The organism is Tatumella sp. UBA2305, assembly GCF_002345795.1.
GTDB lineage: Bacteria > Pseudomonadota > Gammaproteobacteria > Enterobacterales > Enterobacteriaceae > Tatumella > Tatumella morbirosei.
This window is the reverse complement of the sequence record NZ_DDVT01000001.1, coordinates 125,233-141,062: the sequence shown is the minus strand read 5'-3', so window position 1 is coordinate 141,062 and position 15,830 is coordinate 125,233. Positions and strand designations below refer to the sequence as shown.

Annotated in this window: 16 protein-coding genes and 1 pseudogene; 6 read left to right on the top strand and 11 right to left on the bottom strand. The window is 44.4% G+C overall.

Annotation, left to right across the window (positions count from 1 at the left end):
• Nucleotides 1–91 precede the first annotated feature (91 nt).
• The 3 genes from B3Z23_RS00715 to B3Z23_RS00705 are packed head-to-tail and all read left to right on the top strand — an operon-like array spanning nt 92 to nt 4,829.
• Nucleotides 92–1,225, top strand: coding sequence for a ComEC/Rec2 family competence protein (locus tag B3Z23_RS00715; protein WP_294900142.1), 1,134 nt, complete (start codon nt 92–94; stop codon nt 1,223–1,225).
• Nucleotides 1,222–2,670, top strand: coding sequence for a Hachiman antiphage defense system protein HamA (locus B3Z23_RS00710; protein WP_294900139.1), 1,449 nt, complete (start codon nt 1,222–1,224; stop codon nt 2,668–2,670). Before B3Z23_RS00715 ends, B3Z23_RS00710 begins: the two co-directional genes overlap by 4 nt.
• Nucleotides 2,667–4,829: a DEAD/DEAH box helicase gene (locus tag B3Z23_RS00705; RefSeq protein WP_294900136.1), complete on the top strand. Its 2,163-nt coding sequence runs from the start codon at nt 2,667–2,669 to the stop codon at nt 4,827–4,829. Before B3Z23_RS00710 ends, B3Z23_RS00705 begins: the two co-directional genes overlap by 4 nt.
• Before the next feature lie 552 nt (nt 4,830–5,381).
• Here the strand turns inward: B3Z23_RS00705 and B3Z23_RS00700 are convergent.
• From B3Z23_RS00700 to B3Z23_RS00650, 11 genes and pseudogenes are all read right to left on the bottom strand, one after another.
• Nucleotides 5,382–5,513: a hypothetical protein gene (locus B3Z23_RS00700; RefSeq protein WP_258041509.1), complete on the bottom strand. Its 132-nt coding sequence runs from the start codon at nt 5,511–5,513 to the stop codon at nt 5,382–5,384.
• A 214-nt stretch (nt 5,514–5,727) separates the two neighbouring features.
• On the bottom strand, nt 5,728–6,228 hold the full coding sequence (locus B3Z23_RS00695) for a hypothetical protein (protein WP_294900128.1): 501 nt from the start codon (nt 6,226–6,228) through the stop codon (nt 5,728–5,730).
• Entirely contained in the window at nt 6,228–6,422 is a 195-nt protein-coding gene (locus B3Z23_RS00690; protein WP_042592591.1) for a hypothetical protein, read from the bottom strand. The genes B3Z23_RS00695 and B3Z23_RS00690 overlap by 1 nt, the downstream gene beginning before the upstream one ends.
• 277 nt (nt 6,423–6,699) lie before the next feature.
• Nucleotides 6,700–7,941: pseudogene (locus B3Z23_RS00685) on the bottom strand (integrase).
• A gap of 338 nt (nt 7,942–8,279) precedes the next feature.
• Nucleotides 8,280–8,576: a contact-dependent growth inhibition system immunity protein gene (locus B3Z23_RS00680; RefSeq protein WP_029991162.1), complete on the bottom strand. Its 297-nt coding sequence runs from the start codon at nt 8,574–8,576 to the stop codon at nt 8,280–8,282.
• Between the two features lie 7 nt (nt 8,577–8,583).
• Entirely contained in the window at nt 8,584–9,405 is an 822-nt protein-coding gene (locus B3Z23_RS00675) for an RNase A-like domain-containing protein (protein ID WP_294900118.1), read from the bottom strand.
• A gap of 549 nt (nt 9,406–9,954) precedes the next feature.
• Nucleotides 9,955–12,288, bottom strand: coding sequence for a primase-helicase zinc-binding domain-containing protein (locus tag B3Z23_RS00670; RefSeq protein ID WP_294900115.1), 2,334 nt, complete (start codon nt 12,286–12,288; stop codon nt 9,955–9,957).
• Between the two features lie 13 nt (nt 12,289–12,301).
• Nucleotides 12,302–12,622, bottom strand: a complete 321-nt coding sequence (locus B3Z23_RS00665; RefSeq protein ID WP_029991168.1) for a DUF5375 domain-containing protein — start codon at nt 12,620–12,622, stop codon at nt 12,302–12,304.
• Nucleotides 12,619–12,846, bottom strand: coding sequence for a hypothetical protein (locus B3Z23_RS00660; RefSeq protein ID WP_294900109.1), 228 nt, complete (start codon nt 12,844–12,846; stop codon nt 12,619–12,621). Before B3Z23_RS00660 ends, B3Z23_RS00665 begins: the two co-directional genes overlap by 4 nt.
• On the bottom strand, nt 12,843–13,400 hold the full coding sequence (locus B3Z23_RS00655) for a host cell division inhibitor Icd-like protein (protein ID WP_294900106.1): 558 nt from the start codon (nt 13,398–13,400) through the stop codon (nt 12,843–12,845). The genes B3Z23_RS00660 and B3Z23_RS00655 overlap by 4 nt, the downstream gene beginning before the upstream one ends.
• 5 nt (nt 13,401–13,405) lie before the next feature.
• A complete protein-coding gene (locus B3Z23_RS00650) occupies nt 13,406–13,663 on the bottom strand; it encodes a helix-turn-helix transcriptional regulator (RefSeq protein ID WP_294900103.1) in 258 nt (85 codons plus the stop codon).
• Between the two features lie 537 nt (nt 13,664–14,200).
• On the opposite strand from B3Z23_RS00650, the gene B3Z23_RS00645 reads away from it, so the two are divergent.
• The 3 genes from B3Z23_RS00645 to B3Z23_RS00635 are packed head-to-tail and all read left to right on the top strand — an operon-like array spanning nt 14,201 to nt 15,763.
• Nucleotides 14,201–14,938 carry a glycoprotein 3 gene (locus tag B3Z23_RS00645; protein WP_294900099.1) on the top strand — a complete coding sequence of 246 codons (738 nt, stop codon included), beginning with the start codon at nt 14,201–14,203 and terminating at the stop codon, nt 14,936–14,938.
• Nucleotides 14,935–15,180, top strand: a complete 246-nt coding sequence (locus B3Z23_RS00640; protein WP_294900096.1) for an ogr/Delta-like zinc finger family protein — start codon at nt 14,935–14,937, stop codon at nt 15,178–15,180. The genes B3Z23_RS00645 and B3Z23_RS00640 overlap by 4 nt, the downstream gene beginning before the upstream one ends.
• Nucleotides 15,181–15,196: 16 nt before the next feature.
• Nucleotides 15,197–15,763, top strand: a complete 567-nt coding sequence (locus tag B3Z23_RS00635; RefSeq protein ID WP_294900092.1) for a phage polarity suppression protein — start codon at nt 15,197–15,199, stop codon at nt 15,761–15,763.
• The last annotated feature ends 67 nt before the right edge of the window (nt 15,764–15,830 follow it).

The following is a 15,830-nucleotide window of genomic DNA, read 5'->3' as shown; positions in this document are numbered from 1 at the left end:
TTAAAAATGGGGGGATTACCATCTAATGAAGTATCATACATTTATGGAACCGTAGTGTATGGTAGATTTTTCTTGAAGAAGAGTGTAGGCGATGCTCAAAATCAGAATGCTTAAAGCTGGCAACGGGGACTGTATTTTTATACAGACAGATTGTGAGTTTATCTTGATCGATGGAGGAACCGCGCAATCTTTCAATGACTGGAAAGAGTGCATTATTGGACATGTAGCAAAGATTGATTCAATTATCGTTACACATATTGATAATGATCATATCAATGGGATAATCAAATTGCTAGACCATCCAGATTGCCCAACTATCGGCCAAGTATATTTCAATGGTGCAGAGCAGCTGTTTGGTAAACTGAATGAGTTTTCTCAAACAGAGCGTACTGTTGAAATGAAATTACTTGCTCTCTCTGAAGAGTGTTCTGCTATTGAAGAAAAAGAGTTGATTGGATACTCTGAAGGAACATCACTTTCTTATATATTATCCAGTAAAGGCATCGAGTGTAATCCAGTTGTCTCTGGTGGTGCTGTTTATCGGGGCGTTTGCGAGTTTTTCGAAATTGGTTCTATTAAATTCACTCTAATTAGTCCAAACCAAGATTCTCTCTACGAACTTCAGCAGTTTTGGCAATGTAAATTATCAGAGCGGAGGATAAAGCCACGCGTCATTAGTAAAAGTTACTATGATGCTTTCGAAAAATATATCGGAGAAATAAGAGAGGATGTGACCGATAATCATAAAATTTCCTCTATCAACCAATGCTCTATAGAAGCACTAGCAAATACGAAATTTGAGGATGATACTTCACCAACGAATAGGAGTAGTTTTTCATTCTTAATTGAGTTTGACGGTAAAAGAATTCTTTATTTAGGGGATTGTAATGCGACTGATGTTACTGATTGGTTAGAGCTACAAAGTGAGAAGGTTTTAAACGTTGATATTGTTAAGATCTCTCACCATGGGAGCAAAAATAATACTAATCTAGAACTTCTAAGGCGAATAAATAGCTCGAAATACTTTATTAGCACCAATGGTAATTCGCATGGACACCCGGACCTAGAAACATTAGCAAGAATTGCTTTTGTTAATAGCAATAAAGAAACCGAGATATATTTTAACTATGCTCTTGATGTAATACCAGACTGGTTCATCGCTGACATTGCAAAAAACTATCCAATGATAAAGTTTTTAATGAATTCTTGTGAGGTGGAACTATGATAAACGGAAATTTAGAAGAGTTTAATCTTGAATGTATATATTTACTCAGTGCCTTATTACCCAATGCTTCAATAAGGCGAGGAACATGTTTTTCTATAGCAAAGGATTTATTGTTAACGGCGAATCATGTTGTAAATGGTGCTTCATCAATACAAGTATTCCTCTCAAGTGATTTATTTTCTCTTGGACAAGGGATTGATGCCGAATGCATTTATAGCAATGAAAATTTAGATATAGCTATATTAGCTGTACCTGAAGGGACGACAAATAACGCAATGCCGCTTTATTCAACCGCTGTTAATTTGGATAGTGATGTTAAATCTTGTGGCTATCCTGTAGAGAAAGAGCATTACCACGCACCTATCAGGGTTAAAGTAACAAACACATTTTCACATATGAGTAGCCGTGAATATAGTTTTGAAGTTTCCCAATCTAATACAGTTACTAAATATAGTGGTATGTCCGGTTCACCAATAATGCATGAGAAATATTGCATAGGGATTTTGCTAGTTCAACAAGGGGGAAATACACTATATGCATTATCTGTAAAGGATTTTCTTATTGATACTGTTTTGCAAGATATAATGAATAAATACGATGTAAAGATAACAGTGCAAGATGGAATTGAATACAAATCTCCTGATCACCCTTCCTCACCATTTAAGTATTGTATAAATTGCAATGCAGATCATCCAAATATCAAAGGTATTGATATTGGTTTTACAATGAAACAATGGAATATTATCGAGTTTGCTGAATCTGTATATGACTGGATTATAGATTATTCTTTGTCACATAAAGAAAAAAACAACTTCAATGGAAGTGATAGGAGTCTATTCAAATATGCTAGATCTAATTATCCTGTTGATGATTTAAATGCTTTAGGTGACCTTTGTTTACATATAGCGATCCGAGAGTCTTACTCTACAATCCCAATAATGAATAAAGTGTTCGATATAAATAATAAAACTTTCTCATGTACTCATGCTGTACTTAATTTTGATGGGATTGAACTTTGGATTGGCGCGTCCGCGGTTACTCAAAGTATTGAGGAAGCAACTCTGTCTGCGATTGAAAGAATAAAATATATAATGGATGTTAAGTCGCTAAAAAATAGATTGATTATGCTTACGTCTGAAATAGATGCTTCATGGCCTCATAGAGAAAAATTAAAACGACTAGCTGACTCTAACTTAGAGTTAGAGGAAAGATTCGATAAAATAATAATTCCAGTATTTATAATGCATGATAGCGAGTTAATTAAAAATTATAACAAAGATAATTTCTTACTCCTGTTCAATGAAAAAGTTGCTAGTTGTAGAGAACTATTAAAAAAAGATATAGAGGGAAGTATCATTAACTTAATTGATCTTAGAGTTTTTTATTTCCCAGTTTCGGATATTAATGAAGTTAATGGTGCTTTGCAGAAGGAACTAAACTCATGAGCCAGTGGTACCAAGAGGCTAAGAATCAATTAAATAATCCAATGTTCTCACAATGGGATGATTTTTTATTATCTTTAGTAAACGAATTCAACGGCCATGTCAATGAGTCATTAGTGCAGGATATTGTTATTAGGGCCATGGAACGTAAAAGTGAAATGACCAATGGTTTCATTTTGGACCATATTCTCGGGGAATTAGGGCTTTTCCCTTACATTGATAATAATAATAATACATCGAAAGATGAATTTAGGAAGGCCATTTTCACTACTCCGCAGGATGAAACAAAAATTTTCCACATTCGTCAGGCTGAAGTTTTTCACAGAATCATGACCGGTGAAAATGTAATATTGAGTGCGCCAACAAGCTTTGGTAAAAGCCTCATTATTGAAGCTTTAATTGCTAGCAACGAATTCAACAATGTAGTAATAGTAGTTCCAACAATAGCTTTGATAGATGAGTTAAAGAAAAAACTTTATAAATATAAAGATAATTACAAGATCATCACTCAAGTGTCACAACAACCGAGTGAACGAAATGTTTTCATTCTTACACAAGAAAGAGTTTTAGAATATAGCATAAGATCAGTCGACTTCTTTATTATCGACGAATTTTACAAGCTTGCACCATCAAGTAAAAATGACGAGCGTTGTGATCGTCTCAATCTTGCCTTTAAGGAATTATATTCAAAATGCAAGAGATTTTACATGCTAGGTCCAAGAATAAATGGTCTTTTTTCAGGAATTGAGCAGGAATTAAGATGTATTTTTCTTAGGTTTGATTCATATACCACAGTAGCAACTAATGAGTTTTACCATAAGTTAAAAACCACTGGTACTGATGCAAAAGTTGATGTTGAAAGAGATGAAATCCTAAAAGATATTTTATCAAATGTCGGCAGGAATGAACAAACAGTGATTTATTGTAAATCACCCAAAAGAGTTAGTTCGCTGATGTGCCGCTTGCTTGCGGCTAATATACTTAGTCCTGATAGCGCAAATGATGATCTTGCTAGTTGGCTTTCTGTAAATTTCCATGATAAGTGGTCATTGATCGACGGCGTACGGCATGGGATTGCATATCATCATGCACAACTCCCAAGGGCAGTAGGTTCATTAATTGTGGATTTGTTTAATGAATCAAAAATAAACATTCTGATTTGCACGTCGACTTTAATCGAGGGTGTAAACACTAATGCCAAAAATATCATCATTTACGATGACTGTATTACCAGAAGAACTAAGTTAGATATGTTTACTTTCAATAATATATCGGGTCGTTCTGGACGAATGTTTGAGCATTATGTTGGAAATGTTTTTATTTTTGGTGAAAAACCACAAATTGAACTTCCATATATAGATATTCCTGTAGTAACTCAGAGTGAAAATGCGTCAGAGTCATTACTACTACATTTAGGTCAAGATGTTAATGATGAGAATAAAAATAGAGTGAGAAAGTTTTATGAGCAAGATGTTCTCCCTGTGCAAATTTTACTTAAACATCAAAGTATTGATCCAAACAAACTTATAAATTTTGCAGAGAAATTAATCTCAAAATGTAATGCATGGAATCCATTAATGCGTTGGGATAGCATTTATCCTACATCTAATGAATTGCTGCATCTCTCAAGTATATTATTTGATAACTTTAATGTATCTTCGATGGGGGGCGGTACAGTTAGAAGTGCTTTACAGCTTCATAAAAAACTTTGTGATGTTATAAATAAAGTGGACGATAAAACTCTGATTCTAGATGATTTCAATTTCTGGAGAGGAAGAGATAATACATATAGCATAGATGATGCTGTGCAATCTGTATTCAATTTTAAGAAAAGCCTTGTTAATTATAATTTGCCTATACTAATTTACGCTGTTAGTGATATTCAGGATGTAATATTCAAGAGGTTTGGTTATAAGTATGGAGATTATAAACCTTTTGCATCTACATTAGAGAATTTTTATTACCCAGTAGCGGTTAACTCTCTCGAGGAATTCGGTGTGCCAAATCAAATTGCAAAAAAAATTATCAACAATAATCACTTTGATAATGCCGATGATATCGACTCAGTTATTAGTTCTTTGGTTTTAAAAGGTAAAGACTCTTATCCATACTTAACTGATTTTGAGATTGGTTTTATAAAAAAAGCTCTGTCTTACATGTAGGTTCTTTTTAAAATAAGCATGGCAGCAATTACTGTCATGCTTTGGTTATTATCTGTACAGCAAGTTGTTTAGAGGCAAGTTATGTAATTGTCTTTGCTTTACCATTTGAATGTCATTATTTAAATAGAGGTTATGGTTACAAACTTAGTAATTCTTTGTTAACATTTTTTTAACTAATTGGAAATTCATAATTGTCTTGTGCTATATGTATGCTCCAGTAGTTGTTGGCTATTGGAGAGAAAACGATCTAAATGAGTTAAATCTCTGGGGCTACCCGATAATGAAACATGCGGATATGTGGTAACCTATCATATCGACCACCTCGAGGCATCGGTGGTGTTTCTCATTGTGGATCTAACTACCAAACGAACTGCGATTTCTTAGTTGGCGGATAGGCTAACATTTGCTTCAGAATGACCCCTGGGAGATGTATGCACATTAAAAAAGTAAATCTACACTGATGTAATTGAAGCAAAAAAGTTTCCTAATGAATAGAAAGCAGGCATCGTTAATTCTCATGCCTGCTGTATTCGGATGTTAAGACAAAAGGTGCTATTCGCCCTTTTTGTGGTTGTGATCTTTCAGACTAGGGTGTTTAGGTTTGTTTTCTGGCGTGACTCGTTGTCGTTTATCTTCTTTTCCAGTTGATTTAGCAATAGGCTTTGGGCCGGGTTTAATGCTCATAAAAATCTCCTTGAAGAAGTTAATGTGTTTATGTGCTGTGTTAGTGGCACCAATGACGTTATGAGGGTGGTAACTTTTAATTACAACTGACCTTAGTTTTGAATCTTGCGGTCCATCACAATAATTATTTTTTTTACTGTTTGGTAACATATTTGGGGCTGCGTGATGCCACATATCGTTTTCAAATGAGTCGAAATTATCCCGTTACACAAATTTAGTCTTCAGGGTCATTTAACTCAATATTTGCTTTCAACAACGCACTGAAGTTCAGAGGGGAGGCGTTAATTATTGGCCCATAGACGGGGCTTGAGCAAATTGTGGTGATACGGCGAGCATAGGTTTTACCGAAACGTTTTTTGTCCAACTTTCCATCGCGAAAACGCTGGCATGATATTTCATAGGTATTGAGTACATTATGAAGGTGTACATCCCAAAGTGCTTTCATAGATTGACTCAAGCAAAAGTCTTCACCTTTTTCTTCTCTAAGCTTCATGATCTCGGCGTTGTACTTGGCAAAATCAGTTTCTGCTTTTGTTATCATTTCAAGAGTTTTTAGCTCGGAATCTCCTAATGAGTTTAAATCTCGCTTTACGGTTCTATATGCGCAGAATGCTGCGACACCGGCAGCTAACGTCGAAATAACAGCCCCAAAAGCATAGAGTATATCTCTTATTGTCCAAACAATTGTTGTCGTAGTATTTACTGGATCCGGCATTATTTCCCACTCTCTTTCAATGCTGCAACCTCTTCCGCTAAATGGTCGGCAGAATCGAATGATATTTGAAGCCCTTTGTGACCACGATCCTTTAAAACTGGATGTTTAGACTTGCTTTCTGGTGCGGCACGTTGTCGTTTATCTTCTTTTCCAGTTGATTTAGCAACCGGTTTCGGACCAGGCTTAAGACCCATGCATATCTCCTTGAGGTTTCTGATTAATTCAATGTTACATTGTGACAGTAGTGCTAATCATGTAATGAGAGTTCTAGGGATTAATCACCTACATAATTTTAAAAACCTGGCGCTCATCACATTTCAGCCCTCAAAATTTTCTGTAGTTGTTGAAGCGCTGAGTAATCTCCTATCTGTTAAGGCAAGATGTAGCGAGGTATGTCCCTTTCGGCATGGTCCTAATCATCACGAAGGTATCCATTTCAGTGACATATTAGATCATGTCTAAGTTTTAAGGCTATCCAACAAGTCGCATTCCTTTCATCCCTCCTTCAATCATGCTCCCATGATCTGCTGCTGTAACGAAATCAGCCCACCATTGCATCATCGGACGACGTTGCTCAAGATAATCACTGCGGTTATAAGCGCGACGTACCTCATTTTTGTCTACATGAGCAAGTGCTGCTTCAATGACATCAGGTGGAAATACTTCCTCATTGAGAGCCGTACTGGCGATAGAACGTAAGCCGTGTGAAACGAGTACGCCTCCTAAGCCTGCACGCTTCAGTGCGGCATTAACTGTTTGGCTGTTCATTGGCTGTGTTGGTTTGATGCGACTGGGAAATATAAACTCTCGGCCACCACTGAGGGACTTCATCATCTCCAGAATTGAGATAGCCTCATCCGATAGCGGAACCGTATGGTCTCGGTTCATCTTCATTCGAGCAGCAGGAATTTTCCATTCGTTAGCATTGAAATCGATCTCATCCCATCGAGCCTCAGCAGCTTCGGCAGGACGGGTAATGGTGAGAAGCTGCCACATGAACAGGCAGTGTGTGGAAAGGCTAATGCTGGCTGTTCGCATTGTCTGCATTAACTGAGGTAGTTGACCCGGTCGAATGCTGGGCATGTTCTTTTTCTGAGGCTTCTCGAAGGCTTTACCGATATTAACGCTGGGAACAGCATAAATCAGCCCTGTGTTTTGGGCATAGATCATGACCTCATTAATGCGCTGGCACAGGCGACGAACGGTTTCCAGTGCTCCTCTGGCCTAAACCGGTTGGACGGCCTGAACCAGTGTGTGAGCTTTAATATCTGTAACACTAACGTCGCCAATCGCAGGGAAAACATCTCTCTCAAGAGAGCGCCAGATATCTTCAGCATAGTCCTCTGTCACACTGGCTTTCTTCACATTCCACCAACGTTCAGCTACGAGTTGGAAAGTGTTGGTTTTAGCTTCCAGCGAACTGCGCAGTTGTTCTTGCTGATGTTCCTGTGGATCGATTTGTTTCGCCAGGAGAGAGCGAGAGTCTGCCCGGTAGTTTATGGCATCGGCAAGGGTAACTGACGGGTAGGGGCCTATGCTCTTTTTCGCACGTTTCTTGGTAACAGGGCGAATGTAGCGAAACTGCCAGATTTTACTTCCGCTGGATTTGATTAGTAGCTCAAGGCCATCGCCATCATAGAGAACATAGTCCGCTTCTTTGGGTTTGGCGGATTCGATTTCTTTAACGGATAAAGGTTTGGTTTGTCTTGCCATTGCCGGGTTTCCATAGTTTTAGGCACCTCAAAAACAATAAAGCTTTATGAGGTGCCTAACAAGGTGCCTAAAAGGTTCGGATTTAATTAGTTGAGTTCGGACTTCGGGGGACAAATTGAGGGCACAAAAAAGCCCGCAGGGCTTGCGCCGTGCGGGCTCTTAGGACTTCATCGGATGACTCTGGTAATCACCGATGGAGAATTTTGGTGGGCTGGCGGAATCTGAATGAACACTTCAACTTATTGTTTTAATAGGTTTTTGTTTAATTCAGTTTTCTTCCGTGTACCTAAACGTGTACCAATTATTTTTTCTTATCAGGAAATGTACTCCCGGAAACCTCATTTCTCTGACGAGATCTGACGTACCGTCATCAGGAATTCATGAGCAGTGGTTTCCCAAAGTTCAGGCGAAAAATCAAACCCGTATCGTTTCCTGAACTCCTCTTCGACACCGTCACCATAGGCGGAGATAAAATCATCAACTTCTTCGACGAGATCTTTGAGCATCCAGTCTGGTGCTGACTTTTTGAACAGCCGTACTATGCCTTCAATCGTATCCTCACCATCATTGATGATGTCGGCGTCCTGGTTGAAATAACCAAAAATCAGTTGGTCAAGAAAGTGGAAGTTTTGCATTTTGTACCTATAGAGCCGGGAACGCTGTGAGAATGTAATAGGGTTTGCCGTTATATCGCTGAAACTCAATAACAATTCTCAAATTTGTCATGACTATTCGCTGGTTACTCCCGCGCTGGAAACCGTAGCCAATCGCTTTGCCAAATGCATAGCGAATAGTCAGCCTGGCTCCCTGCCTGCCTCCGCCAAGAACGGATTTTATAACGCCCCGGTTAGCAAAGAGCGCTTTTGATATGGCTTCTTCTGCAATACGCACGTTGGTAAAGGTGGTGGAATACTGCAAACGTTTATTCGCTTCAAAGCGGGCTAATAGTTCTACATCGCTTTTGCCAACATGTGTGGAAAGCGTATGCCCGCCGGGTTTAAAACCCGTCATTGACTCATGCTCACTGAGTTTGATGCGGCCAGCCCTTACTGCTGCTACCCGGCTTGCGCCGATGCCAAGTGCAAATCCTAATGGAACAGCGATATCGACAGTCAGGCCGATTTTCAGCGCCGTATCGTCATCTGCTCCAAAGGATTTGGCAATTGCTGTTGCTGCCTCGTAAGTTGCCGTACGCGTGTTTCTGCCCACAATGAGCTGATTAGCAGCAGCATGAATGCTGTCGAGACTATGCGCACCGACTACAACACATCCTGCTTTTGTTAATCCGGTAGGTTCAGGTGCGATACACAGAGCGGTGGCACCTGCCAGCTCAAGTGAACCCATGATAAGCCCCAGCCCTCCGAGAAGGCGGTTACTCATCGTTTCCGCCTCTGTGACTGTCTTATCAGAGAGCGCGGCAGCAAGCTGAACAGGGGACATCGCTATCTTTATGCCATCATCCATAATGAAACCTCATGTGTTTAAAAGACGAACAGGTCGATTCTAACCTCTTTTCTGACATGACCAATCATTTCAGAGCCAGAAATGATTTTAGTAAAAAGTGTTTATACTGTTCACTTTCACTTTTAATCATTTTAAATCATATGGTTAGATGGTGAAGTGTTAAGGTCTGCATGTACACGGGTATACACATGAAGTGATCACTCAGGTTCAAAGTAAAAAACCGGCCTGAGTCGGTTCGTTTACCTGGCTGAGTCTGAATATGTATTATAAGAGTATGAATTTAATTAACATTATTGAATTCTATTTTCAAGTGTGTACCAATGGTGGCTTGTCACAGTGCTTTTATTGTTAGTTAAACCAGTTTTTGAATAGACCATTTGAAGAAAAAAACTTTTTTTACTTAAAACTGTTCACACTGTTCACTGAGGGTTTTTATTTATAATATTCATGCTGTTACGCGGTGAATGGTTGGTGAACAGTGAACACTTTACTGTTCACTTTTGCCTTTATGCAGGAAAAAAAAGACCGGCAGTTGCCGGTCAGTGTAGGTTATTTCGCTGAGGGGTCATCACATTTTGGCAGCCAGTCCGCATTGCTTTCTTCCCTGAGCGAGAGATTGGTTTGTATGCCCTGATTTTTTCGCCGCTTCTCATAACCCAGCCCATACTCTTTCAGCATAGCCGGCAGACCCTTACCGAACATAGTGAGGCTGAGAGTATTCCTGTAGCCGTGGGCCTCCATATACGCCAGATAAGCATGATACAGATACAGGCGCGGCTGACGGGGAATGATGTTGGCATTGCCAATATACATGCCATCAGGCTCCGGCAGTGCTTCAAGGTAGCCACAAAAATCAAATGCCGGGTCGGCATCGCGCTTGATGCTGAGTGCTTCGTCGGAGTTCTGCTGTGACTGGAGCAGGGCCCGGGCGGTCATCGGGTCGGTGAACCTCTGCATAAGCTGGCGCACAATCACGGCCAGCTCACGGGCGATTTTGTTCCTGAGCTGCGGGTCGCGCTCTTCCGGGGCAATCTGTTCCGGGAAATGCAGAATGACCCGGCGACGGGAAACTCCGCCGCTGCGGTCGGTAAAACGCATCGGATTATTGTTCACGGCCAGAATCACCGCCGGAATATGGGTGGAGTAAGCATCCTTGTATTTCGGGTCAACCGAGACCGCATCCCCGCCGGTGATAGCCTTGAGCCCTGCTCCGTCACCGCTCCATTTCTCCTGGTCGGGCAGGCGTATCAGCGAGAAGCCTGTCAGAGATGCACGTTTGCGGGGATCTTCCAGTGTGTCGATATTGGCCGACGTGGCGTTATCTTTCCCGGCAAGCATAGTCGCAATTTCGGCCAGAATACTTTTCCCGCTGCCTCCGGGGCCGGTCACCTCAAGAAAGAGCTGCCAGTCGTAGCGGTTTGCCAGCACCATAAACAGCGCAGCAAGAATCACGTCGCGTTTTTCCGGTCTGCCACCGGCGGCGCGATCGAGCCAGCGCCAGAAATCCGGCGCATGGATTTCCAGCGTTTCTCCCTCCACCGGCGGGGTAAAATCAACATCACAGAGCGTGCGCAGCCAGTGTGCTTTATGGTGCGGGCTGAATGTGCCTGTGACGGTATCGAGTACCCCATTACGAAAGCCAATCAGACGCCGTGCCGGAGTGTCCTGCTGGGGAATAATCAGTTTCAGGGTCTCCACCACCGAGGCAATTTTCCCCGACGAAAACGGCGCGCGCAGACGCTGGAACAATCCGGCCACGTCGCGGGCAAAGTCCGACGGCGGAATGATTTTCCATAGACCGGCCTCATAGCGGGACAGGAGCTGGCCGTTCGCATCCACGGCCAGCGCTTCGCCGTAATGCTCATGTACCCGCATCGCTTTCTCACTGGTGCTCATGGCGGTAAATTCCGCCTCGCTCATGGTTGTGAAAGGACTGTCAGCCGGTGGCCGGATGGCGTCATAAATCACTTTCCGCGTTGTCTCCCCGCCTTTCTGAATAAATGCATCATTCCAGTCACCAAACACCGGTGGCAGGGCGACAATACCCTCACAGGCTTCTGCGGCCACTGCGGCTTTTGTCTGGCCGTCGCCGTTCAGGTCGCGGTCGGCGGCGAGGATAATCTGACAGGCCGGGTATTTCTGACGGACAAGGCTCGCCATAGAAAGGAGGTTCACGGAGGATAACGCCACCATGACGGTTTCCCCGGTCAGATGATGCACGGTGAGCGCGGTAGCATAACCCTCCGCAATCCACAGGCGTTTTCCGGCTTGTTTTTTCCCTTCGATGATATGACATGCCCCTTTTACCTGACCGGCTTTCAGGGTGCGTTTGAGACCGTCAGAATTAATAAGCTGAAGGTTAACCAGTGCGCCGGTGTCGTCATACAGCGGGACAACCAAATCACCGGCGCGAAAGGTTACACCGCCGGTTTTATGCATGACGGTGAGCGTCAGACATTCCAGAGCAGGGAAGCCCTTGCGGGTCAGGTAGGCGTTACCGGTGGCCGGCCGCGTTTTCTCCATCAGTTTTACAGCAAATGCGGCGGCCGCTTTGCGGTCAGCCTCCGTTTCAGCTTCTGTGGCCGCAATCACATCTGAGGCAACCGGCGGCAGGTTACCGGTCACGGCGCTCACCTTCCGGGCAGCCTCAGACGGATTTACGCTGAACACCTTTTCAACCAGTTTAAGTCCGTCACCCGCACCGCACTGATTGCAAAACCACGTACCGCGTCCCTCTTTGTCATCAAAGCGGAAACGGTCAGATCCGCCACACACCGGGCAGGCCTGATGCCGGTTTTTAATCACTTTTACACCCAGAGCGGGGAGAATACCCGTCCAGTGGCCGCACGCCTGTTTTACCGTGTCCGTTACGTTCATCTTCATCGTTATTTTTCCCTCAGTGCAGTACCGGTGCGGTGATGTGACGGGCGCAGAGTTCGTCCAGTACGGCGAACCCGAGAAAGGACAGCGACGGGGTGGCCTTGAGCGGTCCGGCTTCTATTAAATCTTCCAGCAGCGCACAGGCAATCTGACGGCCTTTATCCTCGCCGTGCTGACGCAGATAGAAGCCCTCCAGTTCGGACGCAATTGCACTTTCCAGTGTGTCGAGAGTGAGGTGCGGGTAGAGGTGCTGACGCTCGCACAGAGTCAGCCATGCACAGGCGACGGCGCGGCGGTAAAGTGCGGTGCGTAATACGGGCGGAAATATCTGTTTCATACGTTACCCTCCCCGGTCAGCCAGTGCTGATTACAGCGCTCTACCACATCGTCGAGCCGGGAGGTCATGAGGTAAATCACGGAGGTGATCTGTAACTGTTGTGCCGGGTCATGACGAACCGTCGCGCAATCCTGTACCTGCATCAGATCGGTGACGAGGTGGCCGACATTACGCATATGCTCAAGGCATTCGAGGTCACTGGCGGTAATGGTAGTGTGTCTCATACGCGCACCTCCGCAACCGGCAGACGGCCAGCGAACGGGAGGACGTAATCGCGGGCGAGGGAAAGGCGTGCGGCATGTTCACCACCGGCAACGTTACGGAGCATACAAATGCGGTGCTTGCGGTCTGCACACAGAACAGCGGCAAATACAAAGACAAACTGCGGGTATGACGGGGTGAGGGTAGTAGCCATGATGGCAGCCTCCTTGAAGTAGTTTGAAAAACTACCACCGGAAACGCCAATTTCACTGGTGGCAGCCCGAACGGGGTTGGCGTAACCGGCCTTCAAGGAAACCGGCCAGCCCGAAGGCTGCCCCGCCCGGACTGCCATTATCAGAAAAGAGCTCCGGTGCAAGAATAAACACCACAGCCCTGAAAATGGGTGTGTCTGAGCAACGACATAAAAAAACACGCATGGCGCGTGTCGTGTCGCCTTGAAGTTATTCGGAACGCCAATTCCGGCTGCCGATTTTGCGACAGCGGGAAAACTATACCCGGAAATGCCGAAAAGAAGCAAGCCAGAAAAAGGGAGTGATTGTTGTAGGGTCATCATCATGCGTCTTACCCCCTGTTCCGTTCGGCAATGCGATCCGACATCCATGTGGTGATTTCAGAGTGAGCCCACGCTACATTTTTTCCACCCAGAGAGATTTGTTTCGGGAATACCTCCCGGCTGATGAGGTCATAAATGGTTGACCGGGACAGGCCGCATAAGTGCATCACTTCGGGCAGGCGGATAAAGCGCTCATGAACGACATCAGAGACCGGCATCAGGGGCGCTGCAGGGGCAGAAGACGGGGAAGAAAAAGCAGTGTTCATCGGGCTACCTCACAAATTCCATAGAGTGCCGGTCGTGTCCGTCCGGCTTCGGGTAGCTCTCTATTTTGTGGATATTTTCCCTCAGAGCAACAAGTCATTTTGTAGTACCCAACCATCCGACAGGGTGATTTTCATACAGTGGTAATCCCTGACAAATATTGGCAATCTCTGATTATCTTTTGGCAAACCGGTAACTACTTTTATTCATACATTTTTATTTTTTAATCGCTAAAAAGTCTAGTTGGTTGCCTGGCTGAAGAACCAAAGAGTGAACAGTAGTGAACAGTCGGTGAACACTTAAACCCTCAACTGTTCACCCTTTATCTGATTGTATTACTTATGTTTTTCTACTCAGTGAACAGTAGTGAATAGTTATAAGTAAAAAAACAAACAGTGAGTAAGGTTACCTGAGACCTTTCTCTGGCCAGCCGGGCTTTCAGGTCTGTTTGTGCCATTTTTGCCACAACGGTAATGAATCGTATTGTTGTGTCTGGCACGGCAGAATCTCCTCAGATTGAAACGAAGAGGAGACCCGACATGACTCAGACCACTGTTATACCCGACTACCTTAAACCCGCAATGGAACGCCTTGAGACTGCCCGGTCGGCACATCTTGCTAATGCCAGTCGTATGGATGAAACCGCGACGGCCCTCAGCCAGGTAAAAGCGCAGAAAAATGAGCTGGAACAGGAAAACGGTAATGACTCCGGTGCATGGCGCAACGCCTTTCGTGCCGGTGGTGCTGTCATTACCGACGAGCTGAAACAACGCCATATTGCACGTGTGGCACGGCGGGAGCTGACCCTGGAATGTGACAACATGGCTGAGGTACTGTCTTTCGAACTGGACAGTCTTGAAGGAGCCTGTGACAGCACAGCCAGAGCGTACCGTCAGGCACATCACGGCGCACTCAGTCAGTATGCCGGGCATGAACTTGATGTTGCCCTGCGTGAGAGCTGCAGCGCTCTCATCAGAGCAATGAAACTCAGCATACTGGTTAAAGAAAATCCGCTTGCCAATATCATTGGCCATCAGGGCTATGTTGAACCGGATCAGGCGGTGATGCAGCAGGTGAAAGCATGGCTTGAGCAGTCGGTAAAGAGCTGCAAAATCCGTCTGACTGATGAACCAGTGCTGTTCAAAACAGGGCTGTCGGCCCGCACATTGCCTCATATGGAGCATAACGTTGCGGCCACACCCGGTCAGCGAAAAGTCTGGCTGGAAAAAATGCGGGTACGTGAAGCCGGGCTGAAAACACGGGGGTTACTGTCATGATGTGTTGCCCTTTTTGCCACAAAGCGGCGCATGTTCGAACCAGCCGCTATATGTCGGAAAATGTCAAAGAGCGTTATCACCAGTGCCAGAATCTGGAATGCTCAGCCACCTTCAAAACACATGAGTCAATATTTGAGGTGATCCGTTCTCCGGTCGTCGATAAAAAGCCCGAGTCGCTGCCAACAGCGCCTGCAACTCCGCATCGGGTGAAAGGCTGTTACAGCTCCCCGTTCCGCCATTAATCAGGAGAGATAAACCATGACCACCCTGACTTTACAGCATGCGTTTCAGGCCTGTCAGATGAAAAAAACGGCGTGGCTGAACCGTAAAGCCGAACTGACTGCCGCAGAGCAGGAATACCGCGAGCAGATGCTGGCCGGAGATGAACGTATCCCGGTACGATTGCAGGAATTGCGCGAAATTATGGACATCAAAAAATGGGAAGTTAATCAGGCCGCCGGTCGTTACATTTTTTCGCATGAGGAAGTGCAGCGCATCAGCATCCGTAACCGGCTGCACGAGTTTATGCAGCAGAACGGCGCAGAGCTGGCCGCTTCGCTGGCACCTGAGCTGATGAGAATTAAGAACCAACCCGCAATGATAAAAAACCGTGCGCTTGACCGTTCAGTCTCTTACCTGAGAGAAGCTCTCTCCGTCTGGCTGGCCGCAGGAAATGAAATTAATTATTCTGCACAGGATAACGACATTTTAACGGCCATCGGATACAGGCCTGATGCGGCTTCGCGGGATGATAATCGTGAAAAATTCACCCCTGCTCAGAACATGATTTATACGCATCGACGCGCCGGGCTGGCTGCTCAGTAGCCCGGCAAAAAATCCCCGTAAATCCCGCTATTTTTAACGAATTAAGCCATGCATCCATAAGGTGCAT

Excerpts from the sequence above, each read along its gene's own strand:
- B3Z23_RS00675 (WP_294900118.1), bottom strand. The coding sequence starts at position 9,405 with ATGGATGATGGCATAAAGATAGCGATGTCCCCTGTTCAGCTTGCTGCC.
- B3Z23_RS00695 (WP_294900128.1), bottom strand. The coding sequence starts at position 6,228 with ATGCCGGATCCAGTAAATACTACGACAACAATTGTTTGGACAATAAGA.
- B3Z23_RS00710 (WP_294900139.1), top strand. The coding sequence starts at position 1,222 with ATGATAAACGGAAATTTAGAAGAGTTTAATCTTGAATGTATATATTTA.
- B3Z23_RS00650 (WP_294900103.1), bottom strand. The coding sequence starts at position 13,663 with ATGAACACTGCTTTTTCTTCCCCGTCTTCTGCCCCTGCAGCGCCCCTG.
- B3Z23_RS00655 (WP_294900106.1), bottom strand. The coding sequence starts at position 13,400 with ATGATGATGACCCTACAACAATCACTCCCTTTTTCTGGCTTGCTTCTT.
- B3Z23_RS00700 (WP_258041509.1), bottom strand. The coding sequence starts at position 5,513 with ATGAGCATTAAACCCGGCCCAAAGCCTATTGCTAAATCAACTGGAAAA.
- B3Z23_RS00635 (WP_294900092.1), top strand. The coding sequence starts at position 15,197 with ATGACCACCCTGACTTTACAGCATGCGTTTCAGGCCTGTCAGATGAAA.
- B3Z23_RS00690 (WP_042592591.1), bottom strand. The coding sequence starts at position 6,422 with ATGGGTCTTAAGCCTGGTCCGAAACCGGTTGCTAAATCAACTGGAAAA.
- B3Z23_RS00660 (WP_294900109.1), bottom strand. The coding sequence starts at position 12,846 with ATGAGACACACTACCATTACCGCCAGTGACCTCGAATGCCTTGAGCAT.
- B3Z23_RS00665 (WP_029991168.1), bottom strand. The coding sequence starts at position 12,622 with ATGAAACAGATATTTCCGCCCGTATTACGCACCGCACTTTACCGCCGC.
- B3Z23_RS00645 (WP_294900099.1), top strand. The coding sequence starts at position 14,201 with ATGACTCAGACCACTGTTATACCCGACTACCTTAAACCCGCAATGGAA.
- B3Z23_RS00670 (WP_294900115.1), bottom strand. The coding sequence starts at position 12,288 with ATGAAGATGAACGTAACGGACACGGTAAAACAGGCGTGCGGCCACTGG.
- B3Z23_RS00680 (WP_029991162.1), bottom strand. The coding sequence starts at position 8,576 with ATGCAAAACTTCCACTTTCTTGACCAACTGATTTTTGGTTATTTCAAC.
- B3Z23_RS00640 (WP_294900096.1), top strand. The coding sequence starts at position 14,935 with ATGATGTGTTGCCCTTTTTGCCACAAAGCGGCGCATGTTCGAACCAGC.
- B3Z23_RS00715 (WP_294900142.1), top strand. The coding sequence starts at position 92 with ATGCTCAAAATCAGAATGCTTAAAGCTGGCAACGGGGACTGTATTTTT.
- B3Z23_RS00705 (WP_294900136.1), top strand. The coding sequence starts at position 2,667 with ATGAGCCAGTGGTACCAAGAGGCTAAGAATCAATTAAATAATCCAATG.